Source organism: Amycolatopsis japonica, assembly GCF_000732925.1.
Classification (GTDB): Bacteria; Actinomycetota; Actinomycetes; order Mycobacteriales; family Pseudonocardiaceae; genus Amycolatopsis; species Amycolatopsis japonica.
Window position 1 is genome coordinate 249,194 of sequence record NZ_CP008953.1, and the last position, 16,116, is coordinate 265,309.

Here is a 16,116-nt window from a genome sequence, read left to right on the forward strand (position 1 = left end):
AAATTTTGCAAGGAAAGAGCCTTTCCTTGCGTTCGGGGACGGGCGACAAGAGGTCAAGTAAGGGTAGCCTTACTTGTATGACGGATCTGGTCACCCGAGCCCAAGCCCTCGCCGATGATCTCCTCTTCCCCGCGGCCACCGAAGTCGACCTCAAGGGCGAAGTGCCCTCAAGCCACTTCGACGCTCTCGCCGCCGAAGGCTTCTACGGTCTCGCGGCGCCCAAGGAAGCCGGCGGTCCGGGCGTCGACCTCCCGACGATCGTCCAGGTCCTGGAGACCCTGGCGGGCGGCTGCCTCAGCACGATGTTCACCTGGATCCAGCACCACGGCCTGGTCGCGGCGCTCACGACGGCGGGCAACGCGGAACTGCGCGACCGCTATCTCCCGCGGCTGGTCAGCGGGGAGCTCAAGGCGGGCGCCGCGTTCGCCGCGGTGATCCCGACCCCGCCCAGGTTGCGCGCGGAACGCGTCGAGGGCGGCTACCTGCTCGACGGCGAGGCCCCGTTCGTCAGCGGCTGGGGCGTCATCGACCTGCTCCAGCTCTGCGCCCGCGACGGCGACACCGTCGTGAGCGCGATCATCGACCCGGTGGCGGGGGAGCGGCTGGAGGCCCGGCCGCTCGACCTCGTCGCGGCGCAGGGCACGGCCACCGTGCACCTCGTCTTCACCCGCTACTTCCTGCCCGACGACCGCGTCTACGGGAAGATCCCGCACGCCGATTTCGTCGCGGGCAACACTTTCGCCTCCCGGCTCAACGGCTGCGCGCCCCTCGGCCTCGCCGCCCGTGCCGCGCGGCTCATCGAGGAACTCGGGAAGGCCGACGTCGCCGCCGGGATCCGGGCCGAGATCGACGCCGCCCGGCTGCGGCTCGACGCGGCACTCGCCGATCCGCCGTCGCTGCCCGCGGCCAGGGCGGCGGGCGCGGAGCTCGCCTTCCGGGCCGCGGGCGCGCTGGTCGCGGCCAACGGCAGCACGTCGGTACTCGCCGGACGACACCCCCAGCGGCTCGTCCGGGAAGCCACCTTCCTGCTGGTCGCCGCCAGCCGTCCGGAGATCAAAACGGGACTGCTGGAGCTCTTCTCCCGGAACTAGTGCAGCCCGAACACTCTCGTCTTGCGGTTCAGATCGTCGATGTAGGCGGCGGCGACGTGGGAGAAGTTGATCGCCACCTCGGAGTCGTCCCTCGTCTGGATCGTCTGCACCGAACCGGTGCGGACGAAATGCGAGAGATCCTTGGTCAGCCGTTCGGTTTCTTCCGTCGTGAGCGCGAAGAGCAGCGGCTCCCCGCCGGTGGCGAGATGGAGGACGAGCGCGGGTTTCTGGTCTGCCATGGATCCATGGCACCAGCCGTGATCACGGCCGGGCAAGCGGGTTCGCTGCGGGCGTATCGGGCGCGTGGACTACGTTCATCCCGACGGACAAGACACCCGCGGGGGGAAATGGCGATGCCGCATTCGTTCTCGTTGTCGCTGGCGGCGGTGGACATCCTGCTCGAACACGGCCGGTTCGGGCCGGCGCCCGTCCCGTTCGAGATCCCGCACATCGGCACGACGACCGATCAGCGCGCGATGGTGCGCGAGGCCGTCTTCCGTGACCTCGAAGGCCGTGGCCTGATGCGCGGCGGCAGGCTCGACGCCGACGTCGAACTCGCGATCGCGACCTTCGCCGACCCGCAGCTCGCCGTCTGGGCGGTCGCGCAGATGGACAAGGACAAGCAGCTGCTCGCGAGGGCGGCGACGAACGGGCAGTTCGCGGTCGTCGTGCGCCAGGACGAGAACCTGCTCGTGTTCGAGGAGACCAGGCCGACCGCGATCGTCGCGTCGATCGTCGACCTGCTGCCGCTCACCCCGGCAGGCCCCGGTCAGTCGGTCACCATCGCGAAGCCGGCGAGCGCGCCGAAGCGCCCTCGAAACGACGACACGTACGACCCCTTCGCCAAGGTCAGCGGGCCGCGGTCGCACGGGTCGAACCCGCAGCTGCGGCACGTGGAGCGGATCTTCGAGAAGCCGAAGACGCGAGTGGGCCAGTTCAGCGTGTTCATCCGCGGTGGCCAGGTCTTCCCGCCGCTGGCGTGGTTCGACACCGAAGCGGGCCGCTTCATGATGACTTCGCGCCAGGCGGCCGACGGGCAAAGCTGGCTGACCTACGCTCCCGCCGACAACGCGAGGATCGCTCAGCAGCTGTATGCCCAGCTCGAAGGGCAGTTCTGAACCACGGGGAACCGGGGTGACGCCCGTTTCGTCACAGTCACGGAGATCTTCGGCGATCGGTGAATCACCGTCGCGCTGAGTGCCCGGCTAGTAGACTGCCGGGCGATACGCACGGGCGAGCAGACGAGGCAGTGGGGCGGGCGATGGCTTTCGAAGCGGACGGCGGACAGGCGGCACCGGACTTCTCGATCGGCGCGGCCATGGGCGCGGCAGCCGGTTATGTGGCGGCGGGTGGCCTGAACGCGGCCGCGGTAGCCCAGGTGAGCGCGGAGACCCAGAAGCTGGTCTCGGCCGCCAAGAGCGGCGGCTTCAAGATCACCTCCGAAGGCGTCAAGCCGCTGCTCAAAGCGGTGCGCGACATGGGGACCGAGCTCACCAGGCTGGAGCGGCAGACGATCCGGCTCTCCGAAGCGCCGCAGCTCGGCGACCACCCGTACGGCAGGGCCGTCGCGGCCCACGACCAGAAGGGCGCCGCCCAGTCGGCCAATTCGGCGAGTGCCGTGCTCGGCAAGTTCAAGCAGGTCGTGCAGGACACCGAGGAAGCGCTGTTGCGCGCGTCGGGGCAGTACAAGAAGAAGGAAGACGAAACGGTCGAGGCGCTCGATCGGCTCAAGAACTGAGGCGGAATGAAGAAGCTGCTCCTCGTACCGCTGACCGCGGCCGCGTTCGTGCTCGCGGCCTGTTCCACCGAAAAGCCGGGCACGCCCTCCGCGGCGCCGTCGTCGCCGTCGCAAGGCGGCGAGTCCACCGCCCCGACGACGGCCACCGGTGGCGCCGACCCCGCGTCGATCGATCCGTGCTCGCTCCTCGGCGTGACCGATCTCGCGTCGTATGGCACCTTCAAGGCGCCGGTTCCCCAGAACGACGCCGGTGCCCGTGGCTGCGAGTTCACCAAGGAGGCCGAGACGGCGGCGGACGCCGTCTCGCTCGGCGTCGACATCCGTGACAAGCAGGGCATCGACAGCGTCTCCGACGGCGGGAACGGCAAGACCACCGGCAACGTCAACGGCCGCAAAGCGGTACTCGTCCCGAAACCGCCCTCCGGCTGCCTGATGGCGCTCGAAATCGGCGCCTCGGCCCGGGCCGACATCGTGGTCGTCGCCTCGGATCCGGAGAAGTCGTGCGGGATGGCGGAAAAGATCGCCGACATCGTCGAACCGAAACTTCCGAAGGGCTAGGGGGACCAGGATGACCACCAACAAGGCTCAGATGACCGAGCAGGAGTACGTCGCCGGTCTCTCGCCCCAAGCCCGGGACCAGTACTACCGGGACAAGGCGAGCGGCGAGGGCGACGACGGGCCGTTCGGCATCTTCCAGCGGTTGATCGCCCAGGGCAGGGCTCAGCAGCAGTCCGAAGACGTCGGCGACAAGACCGTCGACGAGCTGACCAAGAACAAGGACGTCAAGTACGTCGAGGGGCTCGAGCCGCCGAACGGCGACTACCTCGGCTACGACCACGAGAAGCTGGAACAGTTCGTCAACAGCAACCTGAACGTCGAGCAGGTCTCCGAGGTCTCGACCGCGTACCACGAGATCCACAAGGCCTTCGACACCTTCTCGAGGGCGATGGACCAGGCCGTCACCGCTTCGCAGGGCACCTGGGAAGGTGACGCGGCGGGCAACGCGCAGGGCTACTTCAAGAGCCTCAGCAAATGGTCCGAGGCGAACTCCCAGAACGCCAAGCTCGCCTCCGAGACGATCTACGACCAGGGCACCGCGGCCTCCACCGTGAAGAACACGATGCCCAAGCCGATCCCCTTCAGCTGGAAGGAAGAGGTCGGGGGGTGGATGACGTCGAACCCGTTCAACATGGGCGAGAACATCGACAAGTCCATCCAGAAGCAGAAGGACAGCCAGGAGGCCCACACCCAGGCGGCCTCCGCCATGAACAGCTACGACAAGTCCTTGTACGAGGCCGCGTCGAAGCAGCCGGTGTTCGCCGAGCCGCCGAAGTTCGGCGAGGGCGGCGGAGGCGGTATCGACGATCCGGGCAAGCCGCAGCCGTACCAGGTGCCGCCCGGTTCGAACACGCCCGGCTCCAACAACCCCGGCAACACCTACATCCCGCCCGGCAGCGGTGGCGGGGGTAGCGGCGGTGGTGGAGGCGGTGGCGGCGGCTACGGCTCCAACCTGCCCGGCCCGGGCAGCACCACGGGATCCGGCAGCCTTCCGTCGGGTACGACGCCGTCCGGCTTCCAGAACGGGCCGGCGCCGATCACCACGTCCGGCCCCAACAACAACACCGCGATGCCGATCAGCCCCATGCCGATGGCGCCGCCCATGATGGGTGGCGGCATGGGCGACTCGGACTACAACAGCCGAACCGGCCGCGGTGGCGGCGGAAGCGGGTTCGGCCCCGGCAGCGGCGGCGGTTCCACGCCCGGTTCGGGTTCCGCGTCCGGCGCGGCCCGCCCGGGTGGTATCGGTGCCGCCGAAGCGGCCGCCGGCCGCGGTATGGGCGGTCTCGGCGGCGGCGCGGCCGGTCGCGGCGGGCCGGGGATGGGCGGCGGCATGGGTGGCCGCGGCCAGCAGTCGGACGGGGACGAGGACACCGAGCACCAGCGTCCGACGTACCTCGTCGAGGGCGACCCCGACGAGGTCTTCGGGACCGACATGCGCACCGCGCCACCGGTCATCGGCGAGTAGACGTCTCCGAAAAGGCCCTTCCGCACGCCAGGCGTGCGGAAGGGCCTTTTTCGTATCCGGAGGTCAGCGTCCGAACTGCGCGACGTACGGGTCGCGGTCGTAGCGCAGGCTGGACCGGCCGACCGAATGCACCAGGTTCTGCCAGAACCGGTTCCCGGTCAGCGGTGCTCGCACGGAAGCCAGCATTTCCTGGATCTCGGGCCGCGCGAGGGAACGCCTCGCGGACGCGATCTCCTCCGCGGGAACCACGCCTTCGGTCGCCGCGGACAGCTCTTCCGGCGTGCCCCGGCCCGCGTCCGCGAGGGTCCAGGCGACCGAGAGCAGCTTGTCGTGCCCCATCGCCCCGCCTTCGATCGAGAGCGAGTGCGACGCCAGCGGGCTCGCCAAGCCGAGGTCGTCGACCACCTTGTAGTCGTAGGACAGCAGCATTCCGGGGAAGCCGAGTGCGCCGGGAGAGGAGACCACGGTCCGCTCCCGCGCCGGCACGACGAGCCATCGATGGTAACGCGACACCGCGACGACAGGCCCCTGCTCGCCTTCCATGGCCGTGGCCAGTTCCGGCAGATACCCGATGGCCTTGGCGGCGTCCTCGGCCAGGATCGGATGGGACTTGCCCGTGGTGTCGAGCCAGAAGACGCGGGAATCGGTGATGGCGTGGGCGCCGATCTTGTGCTCGACCGCCGAGGGCGCCCGCAGCCAGCCTCCGCTCACCACGGCCCACACACCGAGCACCAGCAGGGGCAGCGCGGTCCACTTGCTCAGCGGTACGGCGAGCACCGGGAGGAGAAGCAGCAGGAGCGACGGAAGCAGCATCCGGCCGTGCATGTAGTCACCGCCGACGCGCGTGACGTAGAAGAGCAGGCAAAGCGCGGCGACGACCGGCATCACGACCGCGATGGTCGTCGCACGCGTCAGCCTCCGAAGCACCAAGGCCGCGAGAACCACCAGCGTGAGCAGCGGGATCACCAGCAGATACGGGTCGAGCAGATCGGCGATGTAGAAGAATCCCCGGTCCCAGCGGGCCTTCGAGGCTTCTTTCGCCAGCGCGGTGTTCGGCGTGATCAGGCCGTAGTAGCCCATCCGGAACACTTGATAGCCGGCCGGCAGTGCGCCCGCGACGAGAATCCAGAGCAGGGCGCGTTTCCAGCCCGGCTTGGCGATGAGGAGCAAGGCGACGCCCCCCAGCGCCGTCACCACCGCGAATTCGGGGCGGACCAGCGGGCCGAGGCCGAGGATGAACACCGTCGCCCATGGTCGCGTGTCGGGCCGGGTGGCGTGGCGGACCAACAGCCACCACACGCCGGCGAGCCAGCAGGTGACGAGGCCGGTTTCGAGGCCCGATGTCGCGAAGTCCCAGAACGGGGAGAGGCCGAGAAGCAGGAGTGCTCCGGCGGGAATGATCGGTTTCGAGGGATGCAGGCGCCGCGCGCCGTCGAGGCCGAGCGCCAATCCGGCGACCGCGAAGAACAGTCCGAGAACGACGGCGGCCCATTCGAGCCGGACGCCGAGGAGGCCGGGAAGTGCGAGGAGGTACGTCCAAAGGGTGCTGGTGTTCGCTTCGACGCGTTCACCGGCGTTGAAGACCGGACCGTTGCCGTCCAAGAGGTTCTGCACGGTCCGAAGCACGATCAGTCCGTCGTCGCACACCCATCTTCGGTTCCAGGCGATGACCGCGAAGAGTGCCACGACCAGCCCGATGGTGACGAAATTCCCGTCGAACCGGCGGCTGGGTCTATGTCTGGATCTAGGTCTCGCCTCGGTGGTTTCCAGCGCGAGTACAGGTGCGTTCACGAGCTGAGCACGCCTGAGGCCGGGCACAGGTTGCCCGGCCACGGCCGGATATGCGCTCAGTAGCGGTAGAACTTCTCCTTGCGACCCTGGCGGACCAGCTTGAGCCACTGCAGGAAGGCCTTCGGGTCCCGCTTCACGCCGACGAAGTACAGGCCGAACCGCACCACTTCGAGCGCGCCGATCTTGCGCATACCCGGCTGGGACAGCAGATATCCACGGTTTCGGTAGGTGTAGTAGCGCTTGACCTCGTTCTCCGGATCCTGCGCGTGGAACCGGCCGCCCAGCATCGGCTTGAACTCGTCCGAGCCGTCCGGGTGCAGGTACGCGGTCTTGAGCGAGGTGCCGAACGGCAGCCCGGAACGCACCAGGCGCCGGTGCAGTTCGACCTCGTCACCGCGGAAGAACAGCCGCAGATCCGGCACGCCGACGACGTCCAAAGTGGACGCGCGGAACAACGCGCCGTTCATCAGCGAGGCGATCCCCGGCAGGAAGTCGACGCCCAGTTCCGACGACGAACGCTTCCAGGTCAGCCCGCGCCGCAACGGGAACGCGAGTTTGTCCGGAGCGTCGATGTTGGACACCACCGGGGAGATCTCGGCCAGGTCCCGCTTCTCGGCCTCCTCCAGCAGGATCGCGAGGACGTTCTCGTCGGCGGGGCGGCCGTCGTCGTCGGCCAGCCAGATCCAGTCCGCGCCAAGGGAAAGCGCGTGCAGCATGCCGAGCGCGAACCCGCCCGCACCGCCGAGGTTGCGGTGCGAAGGCAGGTACGTGAAGGGAAGCGGGTAGTCCTCGACGATGTCCCGCGCCGACTTGTCCGGCCCGTTGTCGACCACGACGAGGTGGTCGACCGGCCGGGTCTGCGCGGCGATCACCTTGAGCGAGTCCGCGAGCAGTTCCCGTCGATGGCGCGTGACGACCACGCCGACGACGGCGCCTTCGGGTAACTGCCGGGTCTCGCTGGTCATCCTTGGCCACCGTTCGTCGTCGCCACCGGTTCGGGTTCGATACCGAACCGCTCCAGCGTCTCCTTGCTCATGTTCTCGAACGGGTCGCGCCCCTTGTAGCCGGTGAGCACGTCGCGCAGCGAACCGCGCTGCTTGACGTGCCCCTCGTCCATCCAGATGGCGGAGTCGCAGAGCTCGAAGAGGAACTCGTCCGAGTGGCTGGCGAACACCAGGATCCCCGAGCGCTTGACCAGCGCCTTCAGTCGGTCCTTGGCCTTGTTGAGGAACGCCGCGTCGACCGCGCCGATACCCTCGTCGAGGATCAGGATCTCCGGGTCGATCGAGGTGACCACGCCCAGCGCCAGGCGCACCCGCATACCGGTCGAGTACGTCCGCAGCGGCATCTGCAGGTAGTCGCCGAGTTCGGTGAACTCCGCGATGTCGTCGACCCGGGCTTCCATCTGCTTCGCGGTCATCCCGAGGAACAGGCCGCGGATGATGATGTTCTCCAGTCCGGAGATCTCCGGGTCCATGCCGATGCCGAGGTCGAAGACCGGGGCGATCTTGCCGGTGATCCGCGCCGAACCACGGGTGGGTTCGTAGATGCCGGACAGCAGCCGCAGCAGCGTCGACTTCCCGGCGCCGTTGTGGCCGACGAGGCCGACCCGGTCGCCTTCTTTCAGCGACAGGGAGACGTCGTGGAGGGCCTCGATGATCGGCACCTTGGTCTCGGTGCCGATCTTGCCGCCGACCTTGCCCAGCACCTTTTTCTTCATGGAGCGGGTCTTCGCGTCGAAAATGGGGAAGTCGACGTAGGCGTTGTGCACATCAATGCTGACCATCTGTCACACCCAATAAGAGACGCGGGAACGGTAATTGCGCATCGCGACCAGCGCGAGGACCCAGCCGACGACGGTGATGCCGAGCACCACGTACCAGCTGTTGATGCTGACTTCTTGCCCGATCAGTGGTGCGCGCACGATCTGGATGAAGTGGAACAACGGGTTGCCGTGGACGAACGGCAGGGCCCACGAGGTCGCGGCCCGCGCGCCTCCCGCCAGCAGCTGGTCGATCGGCCAGACGATCGGCGTCATGTAGAAGAGCAGCTGGATGAGCGAGTTGATCACCTGCGGGATGTCGCGGTAGCGGGTCGAGATGATGCCCAGCAGCAGGGTGACCCAGCCGGCGTTCAAGGCGAGCAGGAAGAAACCGGGGATCGCGGTCAGCGAGTACCAGCCGATGCCGGGGTGGCAGATGCCGGAGAAGCCCTCGTTGCAGTTGCCGGTGTTCAGCGAGTACTGGTGATTGAGCGAAGTGAAGAAGATCGAGACCACGATGACGTAGACGATCAGGTTGTGCATCAGCATCAGGGTCTGACGCCACACCGTGCGCAGCACGTAGACCGAAAGCGGCGCCGGGAGCTGTTTGATCAGCCCCTCGTTGGAGATGAAGGTCTCCATGCCCTCGGACAGGCAGCCGCTGATGAAGCCCCAGATGATGAAGCCCGTGCTGATGTAGGGCAGGAACGTCGACGTCGGCATGCCGAACAACTGTGAGTACAGAAGCCCCAGGCCGAGTGCGATGACGCCCTGGCTGATGGTGATCCAGAACGGGCCGATCACCGAGCGGCGGTAGCGCTGCTTGATGTCCTGCCAGCCGAGGTGTCCCCACAGCTCTTTGGCGGCGAAACCGGTCTTGATGTCGGCGAACGCGCGCGAAAAGGTCTTGCTGTCCGAAATCGGCGGAACCGAGGTCGGAGCAGCACCGTCGGCGGCGTGAACCGTGCTGGTGGCATGCACGGGAACGAGGGTACCGATGGGGCCGATGATGCCTGGGGCGCCCCGTCCCGACCACGGAACGCTACCGTCGGATTCGCACCCGAACGCGGTGCGTGTGCTGGTACTTTCTGCCCTCATGACTGCTGCACTCGGCGACGCGAGCCTGATGGTCAATCTGCTCGCCGCATACGCCGACCGGCCGGAGCCCCGTTCGGTGGCCGTGGTCGGGAATCAGCCGCTTCCGCCGGACCCCCGGCGCGCGAAGGCCATCGACGCCTGTGACCTCGTGATCCGCGTCAACGGCTTCGTCGTCGACGAGCCGGGTGGCCCCGAAACGGTCGGCAGCCGGGTGCACGTCGTCGTGTTCAACCGCGCCGTCCGCGCCACCAAGCACGTCTTCCGTGACTACCGCAAACGGCTCTACCTGCTGGTCGAGCCGGGCCGGATGCACTGGGAGCCCGAAGACATCCCCGGCTGGTGGCCCGGTGACCTCGGTTACGTGCCGGTGCCGAACCGCGAGGTCGTCCTGCCGCTGTCCGACGCGCTCGGGCTGCCGAGCCGCGAAGAGGGCCTGTGGTCGACCACCGGGACGCTGGCCGCGTGGATCGCGCGCACGTCGTTCCCGCACGCCACGCTGGTCCTGTCCGGGTTCTCGTTCATCGACGACCCGGCCCAGACCCACTGGGAGCACGCCGCGGGCGACTCCTGCATCGTCGGACCCGAGCACCGCATCGCCGCCGAAGGCAGGCTGCTGGACTCGTGGACGAAAACCGGCGAAACCGAACTCCTGCGCTGAACTCCCAGCCAGCCCATCCCGAGAAGGAACACCCCATGGCAGTGCAGAAACTCCGCAGCGGCGTGATCGGCCGGATCGCCCGGCTCATCGACTTCCGGATCGACGAGCGGCTTCGCGACCTCAACGGGCGCGTCAACGACCTCGAACACGCCACCGCGGACCACCGCCGACGGCTCGACGGCGCCGAGAGCGGCCTCGAGCACGCTCGCGGCGACTTGCGCTGGACCCGTGCCGAGCTGGACCGCCTGATCCCGAGTGTCGCGGCCCAGGAGGCCCAGCTGGAGGATCTGCGCGAGTCGCTGTCGCTGCCGGTGCACGCGGACAAGCCCGAGCTGGCCGAGGCGCGCAGCCTGATCCAGGAGATCCAGCGCCAGCACGCCCAGATCCGCGTCCGGCTCGCCGGGATCGCCCGGTACGAGGACCGGCTGCGCCGGATCGAAGACCGCCAGCGCGAAACCATCGAGCAGACGCAGTAATCCGTGCTGGCTCGCGAGGCCACGGAGGCCGACGCCGGATTGCTGCTCGCTTGGCGGAACGATCCTCGTACCCGGCAGGCGTCCCGTTCGACCGCGGTGATCACGCTCGACGAGCATTCCGCGTGGCTGCGTGGGGTGCTGGCGTCGCCGGACAGGGTGCTGTACGTCGTCGAACTCGACGGGATCCCGGTCGGCACCGTCCGGTTCGACCGCGAGGACGAAGGGGTCTGGGAGGTCAGCATCACCCTCGCGCCGGAAAGCCGGGGCCGCGGCTTGTCGGCTTCGGTTCTGGCGGAGGGCGAGCGGGCCTTCACCACCGGTCACCGCGTGCGGGTGGTGACCGCGGCCGTGCACCGGGACAACGCGGCGTCGGCCGCGCTCTTCGACCGGGCCGGGTACGCCGAGACCGCGCCTGCCGTCGACGGTTTCCGGAAGCTGCGTAAGACTGTGTCCTGACCAGACCGTCGTCAGGGAGGCGTTTCGTCCATGTCAGCACAGGAAGTCCGGATCGGCGCGCACCGCATCGGGGCCGGGCATCCGCCGTTCGTCATCGCCGAAATGTCCGGTAACCACAACGGCGAGCTCGCCAGGGCGCTGGAGATCGTCGACGCGATCGCCGAAACCGGCGCGCAGGCGGTCAAACTGCAGACCTACCGGCCGGACACGATCACGATCGACGTCGACGCCCCCGCTTTCCGGGTGAGCGACTCGCATTCGCTGTGGGGCGGCGAGAACCTCTACAAGCTCTACGAGCGCGCCCACACGCCGTGGGAATGGCACGAGCCGCTGTTCGAACGCGCCCGCGCTCGCGGCCTGGAGATCTTCTCCAGCCCGTTCGACCCCACCGCCGTCGAACTGCTGGAGTCGCTGGACGCGCCCGCGTACAAGATCGCGTCGTCGGAGATCGTCGACCTGCCGCTGATCGAACTGTGCGCGAAAACCGGCAAGCCGCTGATCATCTCGACCGGGATGGCCAGCGTCGCCGAGATCGACGCGGCGGTCCGGACCGCGCGTGAGGCGGGCAATGACCGGCTGATCGTGCTCGGCTGCACCGCGAGCTACCCGGCGTCGCCCAGCGAGAGCAACCTGCGCGGCCTGCCCGTCCTGGCGGGCGTGACCGGGACGCTCGTCGGGCTGTCCGACCACACACCCGGCATCGGCGCCCCGCTCGCGGCCGTCGCGCTCGGTGCCGTCGCCATCGAGAAGCACGTGACGCTGGCCAGGAGCGACGGCGGCGTCGACTCGGAGTTCTCCCTGGAGCCCGCCGAACTGGCCGCGCTGGTCACCGAATCGCACCGTGCGTGGGAGGCGCTGGGCGCCGCCGTGATCGGGCCGCGCGAGAGCGAGAAGGAAGGACTGCGGCTGCGGCGTTCCCTTTACGTCGTCGAAGACGTGCGTGCCGGGGACACGGTGACGCGGGAGAACGTCCGCTCGATCCGGCCCGCCGGCGGGCTGGCCCCCGCCGAGATCGTGAACGTGCTCGGCCGCACCTTCTCGTCCGATGTCCCGAAGGGCACCGCGCTCACCTGGGGCCTGATCTAGCCGAAGAAGCCGTGGACCTCGTCGATGACGCGGTCCACGTCGGCGTCGGTCAACGCCGGGAACAGCGGCAGCGAAAGCTCCTGGCCGTAGTACAGCTCCGCGTTCGGGCACATCCCGCGCCGGTACCCGAGGTCCTCGAACACCGGGTGCCAGTAGGCGGGGATGTAGTTGACCTGCACGCCGATTCCCTTGGCGCGCAAGTGATCGAACAGCGCACGGCGACGTCCTTCGAGGACTCGCAGCGGGTACAGGTGCCACACCGGATCCGCGCCTTCGCGCACGGCAGGTGTCAGCACTCCGTCCAATGAGGACAGTGCGGCGGTGTAGCGCGCGTGGATCTCCGCGCGCCGCTTCTTGAACTCCGCGAGCCTGCGCAGCTGGCTGCTTCCCAAGGCGCACAACACATCCGGCAAGCGGTAGTTGAGGCCGAACTCGTGCACCTCCTGGTGCCAAGCGCCTTCGTCCGGATACCGCTGCGCCGCCTTGTCCCGCACCAGCCCGTGGTTGCGGAAACCGCGGGCGCGCGCCAGCAGTTCGTCCGAACCGGCGACCACCGCGCCGCCTTCGGCCGTGGTGAGGTTCTTGGTGGGGAAGAAGGAGAACGTCGTGAGGTCGGCGAGCGAGCCGACCGGCCTGCCCTGCCAGCTTCCGCCGACGGAATGCGCCGCGTCCTCCAGCAGCAGCGCGCCGTTGTCGTGCGCGATCCGACCGAGCTCGTCCAGCTCGGCCGGGTGGCCGGCGTAGTCCACGGCCGCGACGACCTTGGTGCGCGAGGTGACGGCAGCCGCAGCCGCCGCCGGGTCGAGGTTGCCCGTGTCCGCCTCGACGTCGGCGAACACGACGTTGCCGCCGAGCAACGCGGCCGTCGCGGCGGTGGCGACGAACGTCATCGGCGAGGTGACGACCTCGTCGTCAGGGCCGATCCCCGCTGCCGCGTACGCGACGTGCAACGCGGCCGTGCCCGACGTGACGGCCACCGCGGGCGTGCCACCGGTGTGCTCGGCGAGGTCGGATTCGAACCGCGTGACGGCGGGGCCGGTGGTCAGCCAGTCGCCGCGCAGCACCTCGGTGACGGCGGCGATGTCCTCGTCCGAAACGGACTGACGGCCGTAGGGCAGGAAGTCAGCCATACTGCTCGACCAGGTCGCGCAGCTCGTCCGCGTCGAGCCACAGGTCGTTGGTGTCCGAGCGGTAGGCGAAGTTCTCCGGCACGGCCTCGCCGCCGGTCGGCGGTTCGTAGCCCCAGCCCGCGATATGCGGCTGGACGACGTACCGGTCGCTCAGCCGCACGGTGCGGCGGGCGTCGTCGGGGGCGATCATCTCTTCGTGCAGCTTCTCGCCGGGGCGGATGCCGACCTCGTGCATCGGCGAACCGGGCGCGATCGCCTGCGCGAGATCGACCAGCCGCATGCTCGGGATACGCGGCACGTACAGCTCGCCGCCGTTCATCTGGTCGAACGAATCGATCACGAACTGCACGGCCTGCGGGAGCGTGATCCAGAACCGGGTCATCTCCTTGTGCGTGATCGGGAGCGACTCGCCCTTGGCCGCGAGCGCGCGGAAGAACGGGATCACACTGCCGCGCGAGCCCATCACGTTGCCGTAGCGGACCACGGAGAACCTGGTCGGATGCGTCGCGGCGTAGTGGTTCGCGCTGATGAACATCCGGTCGGCGCACAGCTTCGTGGCGCCGTAGAGGTTGATCGGGCTGGACGCCTTGTCCGTCGACAGCGCGACGACCTTCTTCACCCCGGTGTCGATCGCGGCCTCGATGACGTGCTGCGAGCCGACGACGTTGGTCTGCACGAATTCGAACGGGTTGTACTCACCCGTGTCGACCTGCTTGAGCGCGGCGGCGTGCACCACGTAGTCGACGCCGTGCATCGCGCGCTCGAGGCGGCGGCGGTCCCGGATGTCGCCGATGAACCAGCGCAGCCGCGGGTCGTTGTCGAACTGCTGGCGCGCTTCGTACTGCTTGAGCTCGTCGCGGGAGAGCACGACCAGCCGTCGCGGGTTCAGCTCGGCCAGGGCGTAGGTGATGAACGCCTTGCCGAACGAACCGGTCCCGCCGGTGAGCAGGATGCTGGAGCCATCCAGCTCGGACATCGTTGACCTCCGCGTTTCGGTGCTACTGCCGCACGACATCATGTCACCCATGGATCCAGACCCCGGGGCCCACGTGGTCAACGCCGTCATCCAGGCACGCGCGTCGTCCACCCGGCTACCTGGCAAGGTGCTCCGCCCCCTGGCGGGCCGGAGCGTCCTCGGCTGGGTCGTCCGTGCCGCCGCCGCTTCGCCGGGGATCGACGACGTCGTGGTCGCGACCTCGACGGAGGCCGACGACGACGCGGTGGCCGAGGAGGCCGCCCGGCACGGCGCCCTGGTCGCCAGAGGTCCGCTCGACGACGTCCTCGCGCGTTTCGCGGTCGCTATCGAGTCGTACCCGGCCGACGCGGTGGTGCGGCTCACGGCGGACTGCCCGCTGCTGGATCCCCACCTCATCGGCCAGCTCGTGGCGCAGTGGCGCGCGCAGCCGTCGCTGGACTACCTGAGCACCGTGCTGGTGCGCACCCTGCCGCGCGGTTTCGACGCCGAGCTCGTGCGCACCGGAGTGCTCGCCGAACAGATCGAGACGGCCCGGGGCGCCGACCGCGAGCACGTCACCTCAGGCGTCTACGCGAACCCGGAGCGGTACTCGTGCGCCGGGATCGTCGTCAGCCCGCCCGCCGACGACCTGCGCGTGACCTTGGACACCGTCGAGGACTGGTCGGTCATCGAAGGCATCGTCGCCGAACTGGGCGACCGCGTCGGCGACTGGCGCGAGGTGGTCGCGGTGCTGCGGTCCCGGCCTGAGCTGGCGAAGCTCAACGCGCACGTCGAGCAGAAGAAGGTGGCCAGGTGACCCGGCTGCTGCTTCGAGCCGACGCCTCGCCGTCGATCGGCGCGGGCCATGTCTCGCGCATGGTCGCCTATGCCGAGCGTGCCGTCGCGCGCGGCTGGGGGGTCGTGTTCGCGGGCCGGGTGGACAACGCCGAATGGCTGGCCGCGCGGTTCGCCGAGCTGTCCGTTCCGGTGGTGCCGACCGCGCCCTTCGAGGGCTTCGACGCGGTGGTCGTCGATCACTACGGTCTCGGCGAACTGCGTGAGGAGGTCAACGCCGCGGGCGCGCTGCTGGTGTCCATCGAGGACGACGTGTTCGGCAGGCGTGCGGCGGATCTCGTGGTCGACTGTGGGTTCGCTCCCGCGCCGCGGCCCGACGACTGCTCCGGCGAGTTGCTCAGGGGCGTCGCCTACTCGCCGATGCGGGACGTCGTCCGCCATGCGCGGGAGAAGCGTCATATCCGCGAGCAGACCGAGCGGCCGCACGTGACCGTGGTGCTCGGCGGAGGGACGGAATGGGCCGGAACGGTCAGCGCGCTCCTGCACGCCTTACGCGACACGGGACTGCCGTTCGTCGCCGACGTACTCGTACGTGGCGAACCCGTGGTGCCGGAGGCCTTGCCCGGCCAGGAATTCCGTGTCGCACCGCCCGGACCGGGGTTGCTGGATCTGCTGGTGGAGACGGATGTGGCGGTGAGCGCGGCCGGGGTCACGCTGCTGGAGCTGTGTTGTCTCGGCGTGCCGACCGGCGTCGTGAAGCTGGTCGGCAACCAGGAAGCCGGCTACCGGGGCGCGTTGGATCTCGGGTTGGCGGCGGGCCTCGGGAGTGCCACGGCATTGGACGACGATGTCGTCGAGACACTGCGGACCTTGCTGTTGGATAGGGAGGCTCGCCGTCGGTTCTCGGAGACGGCGGCGTCCGTCGTGGACGGCCACGGCGTCGACCGCGTGCTGGACCGAATCGAGCGTTCCCTGCCGCCGGGGGAGAAAGCGCCGACCAGCGTCGACCAGCACTGAGCGACACGATCCTGTTCCGCCGCGAGGACGGGTTTGA

The 16,116-nt window shown here is 68.8% G+C and carries 18 protein-coding genes; 11 read left to right on the forward strand and 7 right to left on the reverse strand.

Annotated elements, in window-relative coordinates; all coding sequences use genetic code 11:
* The first annotated feature begins 77 nt into the window (after positions 1 to 77).
* Entirely contained in the window at positions 78 to 1,091 is a 1,014-nt protein-coding gene (locus AJAP_RS01225; protein WP_038507541.1) for an acyl-CoA dehydrogenase family protein, read from the forward strand.
* On the opposite strand, the gene AJAP_RS01230 is transcribed toward AJAP_RS01225, so the two are convergent.
* The gene (locus AJAP_RS01230; RefSeq protein WP_016330689.1) at positions 1,088 to 1,330 is read right to left on the reverse strand and encodes a hypothetical protein; all 243 of its coding nucleotides are present in this window, start codon (positions 1,328 to 1,330) and stop codon (positions 1,088 to 1,090) included. The genes AJAP_RS01225 and AJAP_RS01230 overlap by 4 nt on opposite strands.
* A gap of 114 nt (positions 1,331 to 1,444) precedes the next feature.
* On the opposite strand from AJAP_RS01230, the gene AJAP_RS01235 reads away from it, so the two are divergent.
* The 4 genes from AJAP_RS01235 to AJAP_RS01250 all read left to right on the forward strand — a co-directional run bounded on the left by AJAP_RS01235 (position 1,445) and on the right by AJAP_RS01250 (position 4,855).
* Positions 1,445 to 2,209, forward strand: a complete 765-nt coding sequence (locus AJAP_RS01235) for an ESX secretion-associated protein EspG (protein ID WP_038522168.1) — start codon at positions 1,445 to 1,447, stop codon at positions 2,207 to 2,209.
* Between the two features lie 143 nt (positions 2,210 to 2,352).
* A complete protein-coding gene (locus AJAP_RS01240; protein ID WP_228694835.1) occupies positions 2,353 to 2,829 on the forward strand; it encodes a hypothetical protein in 477 nt (158 codons plus the stop codon).
* Between the two features lie 6 nt (positions 2,830 to 2,835).
* Entirely contained in the window at positions 2,836 to 3,387 is a 552-nt protein-coding gene (locus tag AJAP_RS01245) for a DUF3558 domain-containing protein (protein ID WP_038507544.1), read from the forward strand.
* A gap of 10 nt (positions 3,388 to 3,397) precedes the next feature.
* Positions 3,398 to 4,855, forward strand: a complete 1,458-nt coding sequence (locus tag AJAP_RS01250) for a hypothetical protein (protein ID WP_038507547.1) — start codon at positions 3,398 to 3,400, stop codon at positions 4,853 to 4,855.
* 63 nt (positions 4,856 to 4,918) lie between these two features.
* On the opposite strand, the gene AJAP_RS01255 is transcribed toward AJAP_RS01250, so the two are convergent.
* The 4 genes from AJAP_RS01255 to wzm are packed head-to-tail and all read right to left on the reverse strand — an operon-like array spanning position 4,919 to position 9,389.
* Positions 4,919 to 6,646, reverse strand: coding sequence for a hypothetical protein (locus AJAP_RS01255; RefSeq protein WP_228694836.1), 1,728 nt, complete (start codon positions 6,644 to 6,646; stop codon positions 4,919 to 4,921).
* A gap of 56 nt (positions 6,647 to 6,702) precedes the next feature.
* Positions 6,703 to 7,611: a galactofuranosyltransferase GlfT1 gene (glfT1, locus tag AJAP_RS01260; RefSeq protein ID WP_038507551.1), complete on the reverse strand. Its 909-nt coding sequence runs from the start codon at positions 7,609 to 7,611 to the stop codon at positions 6,703 to 6,705.
* Positions 7,608 to 8,432, reverse strand: a complete 825-nt coding sequence (wzt, locus tag AJAP_RS01265; protein ID WP_038507553.1) for a galactan export ABC transporter ATP-binding subunit Wzt/RfbE — start codon at positions 8,430 to 8,432, stop codon at positions 7,608 to 7,610. Before wzt ends, glfT1 begins: the two co-directional genes overlap by 4 nt.
* Before the next feature lie 3 nt (positions 8,433 to 8,435).
* Positions 8,436 to 9,389, reverse strand: coding sequence for a galactan export ABC transporter permease subunit Wzm/RfbD (gene wzm / locus AJAP_RS01270; RefSeq protein WP_038507556.1), 954 nt, complete (start codon positions 9,387 to 9,389; stop codon positions 8,436 to 8,438).
* Positions 9,390 to 9,534: 145 nt separating this feature from the next.
* Here wzm and AJAP_RS01275 point away from each other — a divergent pair, with 145 nt between their 5' ends.
* From AJAP_RS01275 to pseI, 4 genes are read left to right on the forward strand one after another with little or no spacing between them, the layout of a single operon-like run.
* Positions 9,535 to 10,164: a hypothetical protein gene (locus AJAP_RS01275; protein WP_038507558.1), complete on the forward strand. Its 630-nt coding sequence runs from the start codon at positions 9,535 to 9,537 to the stop codon at positions 10,162 to 10,164.
* A gap of 35 nt (positions 10,165 to 10,199) precedes the next feature.
* Positions 10,200 to 10,640 carry a hypothetical protein gene (locus AJAP_RS01280; protein ID WP_038507561.1) on the forward strand — a complete coding sequence of 147 codons (441 nt, stop codon included), beginning with the start codon at positions 10,200 to 10,202 and terminating at the stop codon, positions 10,638 to 10,640.
* Between the two features lie 3 nt (positions 10,641 to 10,643).
* The gene (locus AJAP_RS01285) at positions 10,644 to 11,096 is read left to right on the forward strand and encodes a GNAT family N-acetyltransferase (protein ID WP_038507563.1); all 453 of its coding nucleotides are present in this window, start codon (positions 10,644 to 10,646) and stop codon (positions 11,094 to 11,096) included.
* Between the two features lie 30 nt (positions 11,097 to 11,126).
* Positions 11,127 to 12,182 (forward strand): pseudaminic acid synthase, encoded by a 1,056-nt coding sequence (gene pseI / locus AJAP_RS01290; RefSeq protein WP_038507566.1) that lies wholly within the window; start codon positions 11,127 to 11,129, stop codon positions 12,180 to 12,182.
* Here pseI and AJAP_RS01295 read toward each other — a convergent pair.
* Both AJAP_RS01295 and pseB read right to left on the reverse strand, forming a co-directional pair.
* Positions 12,179 to 13,312, reverse strand: coding sequence for a DegT/DnrJ/EryC1/StrS family aminotransferase (locus tag AJAP_RS01295; protein WP_038507569.1), 1,134 nt, complete (start codon positions 13,310 to 13,312; stop codon positions 12,179 to 12,181). The two genes, pseI and AJAP_RS01295, sit on opposite strands and share 4 nt — an antisense overlap.
* On the reverse strand, positions 13,305 to 14,288 hold the full coding sequence (gene pseB / locus AJAP_RS01300) for a UDP-N-acetylglucosamine 4,6-dehydratase (inverting) (RefSeq protein ID WP_038507572.1): 984 nt from the start codon (positions 14,286 to 14,288) through the stop codon (positions 13,305 to 13,307). Before pseB ends, AJAP_RS01295 begins: the two co-directional genes overlap by 8 nt.
* A gap of 49 nt (positions 14,289 to 14,337) precedes the next feature.
* Between pseB and AJAP_RS01305 the strand changes: the two genes are divergently transcribed.
* Together AJAP_RS01305 and AJAP_RS01310 are read left to right on the forward strand one after the other, a co-directional pair.
* Positions 14,338 to 15,084, forward strand: a complete 747-nt coding sequence (locus AJAP_RS01305) for a cytidylyltransferase domain-containing protein (RefSeq protein WP_038507575.1) — start codon at positions 14,338 to 14,340, stop codon at positions 15,082 to 15,084.
* Positions 15,081 to 16,079 carry a spore coat protein gene (locus tag AJAP_RS01310; RefSeq protein WP_038507578.1) on the forward strand — a complete coding sequence of 333 codons (999 nt, stop codon included), beginning with the start codon at positions 15,081 to 15,083 and terminating at the stop codon, positions 16,077 to 16,079. Before AJAP_RS01305 ends, AJAP_RS01310 begins: the two co-directional genes overlap by 4 nt.
* The last annotated feature ends 37 nt before the right edge of the window (positions 16,080 to 16,116 follow it).

What these genes read in the sequence shown, in the direction of transcription:
- AJAP_RS01240 (WP_228694835.1), top strand. Translation starts at nt 2,353, where the DNA reads ATGGCTTTCGAAGCGGACGGCGGACAGGCGGCACCGGACTTCTCGATC.
- glfT1 (WP_038507551.1), bottom strand. Translation starts at nt 7,611, where the DNA reads ATGACCAGCGAGACCCGGCAGTTACCCGAAGGCGCCGTCGTCGGCGTG.
- wzt (WP_038507553.1), bottom strand. Translation starts at nt 8,432, where the DNA reads ATGGTCAGCATTGATGTGCACAACGCCTACGTCGACTTCCCCATTTTC.
- AJAP_RS01235 (WP_038522168.1), top strand. Translation starts at nt 1,445, where the DNA reads ATGCCGCATTCGTTCTCGTTGTCGCTGGCGGCGGTGGACATCCTGCTC.
- pseI (WP_038507566.1), top strand. Translation starts at nt 11,127, where the DNA reads ATGTCAGCACAGGAAGTCCGGATCGGCGCGCACCGCATCGGGGCCGGG.
- AJAP_RS01275 (WP_038507558.1), top strand. Translation starts at nt 9,535, where the DNA reads ATGGTCAATCTGCTCGCCGCATACGCCGACCGGCCGGAGCCCCGTTCG.
- AJAP_RS01245 (WP_038507544.1), top strand. Translation starts at nt 2,836, where the DNA reads ATGAAGAAGCTGCTCCTCGTACCGCTGACCGCGGCCGCGTTCGTGCTC.
- AJAP_RS01250 (WP_038507547.1), top strand. Translation starts at nt 3,398, where the DNA reads ATGACCACCAACAAGGCTCAGATGACCGAGCAGGAGTACGTCGCCGGT.
- pseB (WP_038507572.1), bottom strand. Translation starts at nt 14,288, where the DNA reads ATGTCCGAGCTGGATGGCTCCAGCATCCTGCTCACCGGCGGGACCGGT.
- AJAP_RS01280 (WP_038507561.1), top strand. Translation starts at nt 10,200, where the DNA reads ATGGCAGTGCAGAAACTCCGCAGCGGCGTGATCGGCCGGATCGCCCGG.
- AJAP_RS01305 (WP_038507575.1), top strand. Translation starts at nt 14,338, where the DNA reads ATGGATCCAGACCCCGGGGCCCACGTGGTCAACGCCGTCATCCAGGCA.
- AJAP_RS01295 (WP_038507569.1), bottom strand. Translation starts at nt 13,312, where the DNA reads ATGGCTGACTTCCTGCCCTACGGCCGTCAGTCCGTTTCGGACGAGGAC.
- AJAP_RS01225 (WP_038507541.1), top strand. Translation starts at nt 78, where the DNA reads ATGACGGATCTGGTCACCCGAGCCCAAGCCCTCGCCGATGATCTCCTC.
- AJAP_RS01230 (WP_016330689.1), bottom strand. Translation starts at nt 1,330, where the DNA reads ATGGCAGACCAGAAACCCGCGCTCGTCCTCCATCTCGCCACCGGCGGG.